The organism is Rhizobacter sp. (genome assembly GCA_021153565.1).
In the GTDB taxonomy this organism is placed as follows: domain Bacteria; phylum Pseudomonadota; class Gammaproteobacteria; order Burkholderiales; family Burkholderiaceae_C; genus Albitalea.
Map to the genome: position 1 here is coordinate 1 of JAJKJU010000110.1, position 5,572 is coordinate 5,572.

Annotated in this window: 4 protein-coding genes and 1 pseudogene; 2 read left to right on the forward strand and 3 right to left on the reverse strand. The window is 62.4% G+C overall.

The genetic code is table 11. From position 1 onward, the window contains the following. Nucleotides 1–41: 41 nt before the first annotated feature. The 3 genes from AC30NL_RS06850 to AC30NL_RS06860 all read right to left on the reverse strand — a co-directional run bounded on the left by AC30NL_RS06850 (nt 42) and on the right by AC30NL_RS06860 (nt 3,574). Nucleotides 42–1,394, reverse strand: a complete 1,353-nt coding sequence (locus tag AC30NL_RS06850; RefSeq protein ID WP_489463261.1) for a sensor domain-containing diguanylate cyclase — start codon at nt 1,392–1,394, stop codon at nt 42–44. 78 nt (nt 1,395–1,472) lie between these two features. Continuing rightward, a complete protein-coding gene (locus AC30NL_RS06855; protein WP_489463262.1) occupies nt 1,473–2,273 on the reverse strand; it encodes an alpha/beta fold hydrolase in 801 nt (266 codons plus the stop codon). Next, on the reverse strand, nt 2,273–3,574 hold the full coding sequence (locus tag AC30NL_RS06860) for an O-acetylhomoserine aminocarboxypropyltransferase (protein WP_489463263.1): 1,302 nt from the start codon (nt 3,572–3,574) through the stop codon (nt 2,273–2,275). Before AC30NL_RS06860 ends, AC30NL_RS06855 begins: the two co-directional genes overlap by 1 nt. 254 nt (nt 3,575–3,828) lie before the next feature. Here AC30NL_RS06860 and AC30NL_RS06865 point away from each other — a divergent pair, with 254 nt between their 5' ends. Beyond that, nucleotides 3,829–4,299, forward strand: coding sequence for a CBS domain-containing protein (locus tag AC30NL_RS06865; RefSeq protein ID WP_489463264.1), 471 nt, complete (start codon nt 3,829–3,831; stop codon nt 4,297–4,299). A 792-nt stretch (nt 4,300–5,091) separates the two neighbouring features. Beyond that, nucleotides 5,092–5,572: pseudogene (locus AC30NL_RS06870) on the forward strand (hypothetical protein); the annotation flags it as partial.

A 5,572-nucleotide genomic window follows, 5' to 3' on the forward strand; every position in this document is an offset into this window, starting at 1 on the left:
CAAATGCTCGCCATAGCCCGGGCTATGGCTGCGCTTTGCGCCTAGATCAGGTGCCTTTTGACGTGCTGCTCGGACACGCTCGAAATACTCTCAGCCTCTGAAGAGGCCTTGCTCTTACCCAGTGTGCCCATGCCGCAATGCTTCACCCGGTTCTTGCCCAGGCGTTTGGCCTGATACATCGCGTCATCCGCAAGCTGCAGCAGCTTCATCGGATGCTGCGCATCGCCAGGTGCCAACGCATAGCCGATGCTGGCGCTGATGACCGGCAAGAGCCCGAGCGAATTCGTCACCTCGCGCACGGCGTTCAGCATGTGCAACGCCAAGGCATCGGCGCCCGCGGTATCGCGCACGGGAGCTAGCACCAGGAACTCGTCACCGCCGAAGCGGCCCACTGCATCTTCGGCGCGCACTGCGGCCTGCAAGGCCCCCGCCACGCTGATCAGCAGCTTGTCGCCTTCGCGGTGGCCGAGCTGATCGTTGACCGACTTGAACCCGTCCAGGTCGACGAAGAACAAGGCCGCAGGCGTCTCTGACGCCTCGAGCATTGCGGCCTCGATGCGGTCCATCATCGTGCGGCGGCTGAGCACGTCGGTGAGCGAATCGCGCTCCACACTGCGCTTGAGTTTTTCCTGAGCCATTGTCAGTTCGTGCACATCGATGGTCACGGTGTAGAGCCCGCGCACGAACCGGCGCGCATCGAAGTCCGGCACGTAGCTCGTGCGCATCCATCGCGGCCCGGTCGGCAAGCGGTCGACGAGCCGCGTGTACTGCACCGTCTGGCCTCGCAATGCCCGTTCAAAAAAGGGTGCGTATTCGGCCCAGCGCTTGGGGCCCCACGCCTCGCCGATGTGCCGTCCCAGCAGTTCATCGGGCTTTTGCCCGGTGACTTCGCAGTAGGCCTTGTTCACGAAGCAAAGCACGAAGTCGCGGTCGACGTAGGTGAGTGGGCAGGGAATGTTCTCGGTAAAGCGGTCCAGCCGCACGCGAGCCGCATCGAGCGCCTCGCGTGCGAGCACGTCTTCGTGGATGTCGAATGCGATGGTGAACACCGCCTCGACCTTGCCGTCGGGCGCCACGTCCGGGAAGACCTGCACGCGCGCCCATCGATTGGCTAGGTGCCCCTGCGACAGGCGGCGCTCGTAGTTGACAGTGCGGCCGGCAAAAGCATCGCGAAAAGCCGACTTGGCTTGCGACCAGGCGTCGTCGTCGAATATCTCTTCCAAGGTCCGCCCGATGAGCTGATCTCGTGGTCGGCCGGCCCAGCCGAGATAGGGCTCGTTGCAGAAGACGAGCCGATGTTGCGAATCCCACCGGCCGATGGGCAGGTCGATGACGTCGACCAGCCGTTCGATGTGCGAGAGCCGGTGTGCTTCGGGAGATTCGTTGTTGGACATCGCCAGCCCCCCAGATGTCGCGGTACATGCACCAAGGATTTGGCCCGAAATAATTCCGGGTCAAATCCCAAGCACCCATCAGGATAGTGCAATTCGAACGGCATTCAATACCTCGTCGGGTACCTCCTGCATCAGGGAATGCCCACTTGAAAGTGTGATCACGCGGGCCTTGAGGGCGGCGGCGATGTCGCTGGCGGCCTTGGGCGAAGTCATTTGGTCGCGTGAGCCGAGTATGAATGTCACGGGACATTTCACCGACACCGCCGCATTCTTACCGTTTGCATACCGGTCGCACACCGTGAAATCGTGGGTGAAAAGGTTGTGGTGCGAATCGAGAGCTTGCATTCGCCGCATCAGCACCTGGTTGGACCCATGCAGCCACATCCCGGGCCCAGGGTAGGAGGGCTTTGCGGCGGTGGTCGAGAAAGAAGAGGCGTTGACCATGTCGATGGCCTTCAGCGGGTTCTCGCGTGCGGTCGCGAATAGCGTGTCGTACACCTTCATCGGATAGGCGGTGCCGATCATCACAAGGCGATTCACGCGGTCGGGCGCTCGCGATGCCGCTTCGAGTGCAATCAGCGAGCCCATGCTGTGACCAACCAAAGCCGCCTCTTGTACTTCCACGTTGTCGAGCAGGGCCAGCGTCCAATCGGCGAGCGCCTCGACGTCGGGTAGCAAGGGGCCCTCGCTGCGTCCATGGCCGGGTTGATCGACGGCGAGCACGCAGCGACCGTGGTGCGCTGCCCATCGCGCCAGCAAGGTCCACACGCTGTGGTCGTGCAGCGCGCCGTGGATGAAGACCACGCAGGGCAGCGTGGGGTCGAAGGACTTTCCGCCGGTGTAGGCGTAGGCCTTGCGGCCGTTGACGTTGATCATCATCAGCGCACCGCCTTTTCCGCGGCCTTGAGGGCGCGCTTCAGATCGTCGATGAGATCGTCAGGGTCTTCGAGGCCGATCGACAGCCGAATGGTGCCGGCGGTGATGCCTGCCTGCGCCAATGCCGCATCGTCCATGCGGAAGTGCGTCGTCGAGGCAGGGTGAATGACGAGCGATCGGCAATCACCCACGTTGGCGAGGTGGGAGAATATTTTCAGTGCCTCGATGAAGGCCTTGCCCTGCTCGCGGCTGCCCTTGAGGTCGAAGCTGAACACCGATCCGCATCCGCGCGGCAGCAATCGCTTGGCGAGCGCGTGGCTGGGATGGTCTTCGAGTTCGGGATAACCCACGCTTGCGACCATGACCTGCGAGGCGAGGAAGCTCACGATCTTTCGCGTGTTCTCGACGTGCCGCGCCATGCGCAAGGGCAAGGTCTCGATGCCCTGAAGAATCAGCCACGCGGTATGCGGACTCATGCAGGCGCCGAAATCGCGCAGGCCTTCCCGGCGGGCGCGCAGCAAGAACGCGCCAACGGTGCTTTCCTCGCTGAACACCATGCCGTGAAAGCCCGCGTACGGCTGGGTTAGTTCGGGAAAACGCGAAGACGCGTCCCAATCGAAGCGACCTCCGTCGACCAGCACGCCGCCGATCACGGTGCCGTGCCCTGACAGGAACTTGGTGGCGGAGTGAAAGATCAGGTCAGCCCCCAGATCGAAGGGCTTCATCAAATATGGCGTGGTGAACGTCGAGTCGACCAGCAGCGGCAGGCCCCGCTCGTGGCCGATGGCGGCGACTGTCGGGATGTCCAGCACGTCGAGCCCGGGGTTTCCGAGCGTCTCGCCGAACAGCAGCCGGGTGTTCGGGCGAATGGCCTCGCGCCAGCCGTCGATGTCGCGCGGCTTCACGAAGGTGGTCTCTACCCCGAAACGGGACAAGGTGTAGTGCAACAGGTTGTGCGAGCCGCCGTACAGGGCCGAGCTGGCGACGATGTGCGAACCCGCGCCGGCAAGAGTGGAAATCGCCAGATGCAAGGCCGCCTGTCCACTCGCCGTGGCAATGCCGCCCACGCCGCCTTCGAGCGCCGCGACGCGCTCTTCGAGCACGGCATTGGTTGGGTTCGAGATGCGGCTGTAGACGTGGCCAGCGCGCTCCATGTTGAACAGCGAGGCGGCGTGTTCGCTGTTCTCGAACACGAAGGAGGTGGTGAGGTGAATGGGGACCGCGCGGGCGCCGGTGGCGGTGTCCGGCGCGGCGCCTGCGTGCAGTGCGAGGGTGTCGAAAGCAGGATCGGATGAACCGGGCATGGAGGGGTGTCCTCGTAACGTCCTCTGAGAGGCTGAGAGTTTTTCGATCATGCCCGCTCGCCAAAAGCCCCCTGCTCGTCGTTGCAAATGCTCGCCATAGCCAAGCTATGGCTGCGCTTTGCACCTAGATCAGGTGCCTTTTGACGTGCTGCTCGGACACGCTCGAAACACTCTCAGCGTCTGGGGTGAGCGGGGGTGTTGCTCGCCGTCATTGTGGGCTATATTGATTCGACCATCGCCATCAGGAGATTCCTATGAAAGTCAGTGACATCTTGCGTGTAAAAGGCGGAACGCTCTACACCGTGTCACCCGACCAAGAGCTCTCGCAGGCTGTGACGACCATGGCCGACAACGACATCGGTTCGCTGGTCGTCATGGACCACGGCGAATTAGCGGGAATGCTGACCTTCCGAGAGGTGATCCGGTCGGTGGTGCGCAATGGCGGTTCGGTGGGTACGACGCTGGTTCAAAGTGTCATGGACGACCACCCGCTCACCTGCACTCCAGAGACCGAAATCGACGAAGTGCGCCGCATGATGCTCGGCCGACACGCTCGCTACATGCCGGTCATGACCCAGAGAACCCTGATGGGGGTGATCTCTTTTTATGACGTGGCAAAGGCGGTGGTGGACAGCCAGGACTTCGAGAACCGAATGCTGAAGGCATACATCCGCGATTGGCCGGTGGATGAGACACGGGACGAACAGACGACAGCGTCGAATTGATCGAACCTTGATGGGACGGACACCGCCTGCGGGCGGTGTTTTCGCTATGCGCCCAGCATGGGCGCGATTCTCGGGGTGGAAGTCCCCGGCCGAGCTGGCCACAGTGAGGCAAGTGAAGCGCAACTGCGTGAGGGCGACCGAACGTGGGGAGGAAGCGTGGAGCGTCAACCGCGAGCCGAGGTACACGAACCGCATCAGAGAGGCTGAGCCCTATGCCGCCAGCACTCGCGTCGGCTACCAACTTCATCGCGTCATCTTCACGTCGATCGCCGCTGGCGAGGGCGGCTATCGTCTAAACCGGTCATGCCGTTGTCACGACACACATCAGCTCGGCGTGGGTTCATCCTGCGTGTGAGGCCGCTTCGTTTGCAGCGACAGTCTTTCGTGAGCGTGGCTGCTGGAACGCAAAAAGTCAGTGATGCTTGCAGGCTGTGCCGTACTGGCACCTGCAGACTCGCGGGCCGCGCGGCGCGGCCGCTCTTACTTTGAAGATTGCTTGACATGAACCCTATCGGAACAGGATCCCATCGAAACCGACCATCAAATACCGTCGAGGGGGAGGGGGCATCAAGCGGCGCATCGGGGCCTCGAGTGGCAGGGCGTACAGGCAGCAGAGGTGCCCGATCATTGGCGGGGCCACCTGCCCGAGGCGCGAGCTCGCCAATGGCGGCGGATACTTCGGTGGTGCACGGCCGGCGAAGGTCGTTCCCAGTTCATCAGGAATCCCCAACCAACAAGTATGTGATAGAGGGGTATCTCAACAATAAACGGAGCGAAGAGGCCGTATTGAAGGTGACGACTTCCGTCATCAAGCAGTCCAGTCTGGAAGGAGCATTCGCTTGTGTGGAGGCCATGAAGCAAGCGGGCGTGGCTCCCGACCTTGTCACGTACAACGCCCTGATCTCGGCGTGCGAGAAAGCGGGGAAGGTCGCGAGGGCGCTGGAGGTTTTCGATGAGATCCGAGCCGCTGGCATCATCCCCGACGTCATCACGTACAGCGCCCTGATCTCGGCGTGCGAGAAAGCCGGGCAGGCCGATCTGGCGCTGAAGATTTTCGAGGGCATGCGCGCCGCTGGCATCATCCCCAACGTCATCACGTACAACGCCCTGATCTCGGCGTGCGAGAAAGGGGGGAAGGTCGAGAGCGCGCTGGAGGTTTTCGATGACATGCAAGCCGCTGGCATCATCCCCGACGTCATCACGTACAGCGCCCTGATCTCGGCGTGCGAGAAAGGCGGGCAGGCCGAGCTGGCGCTGAAGATTTTCGAGAAAA

Excerpts from the sequence above, each read along its gene's own strand:
- AC30NL_RS06865 (WP_489463264.1), top strand. The coding sequence starts at position 3,829 with ATGAAAGTCAGTGACATCTTGCGTGTAAAAGGCGGAACGCTCTACACC.
- AC30NL_RS06855 (WP_489463262.1), bottom strand. The coding sequence starts at position 2,273 with ATGATGATCAACGTCAACGGCCGCAAGGCCTACGCCTACACCGGCGGA.
- AC30NL_RS06850 (WP_489463261.1), bottom strand. The coding sequence starts at position 1,394 with ATGTCCAACAACGAATCTCCCGAAGCACACCGGCTCTCGCACATCGAA.
- AC30NL_RS06860 (WP_489463263.1), bottom strand. The coding sequence starts at position 3,574 with ATGCCCGGTTCATCCGATCCTGCTTTCGACACCCTCGCACTGCACGCA.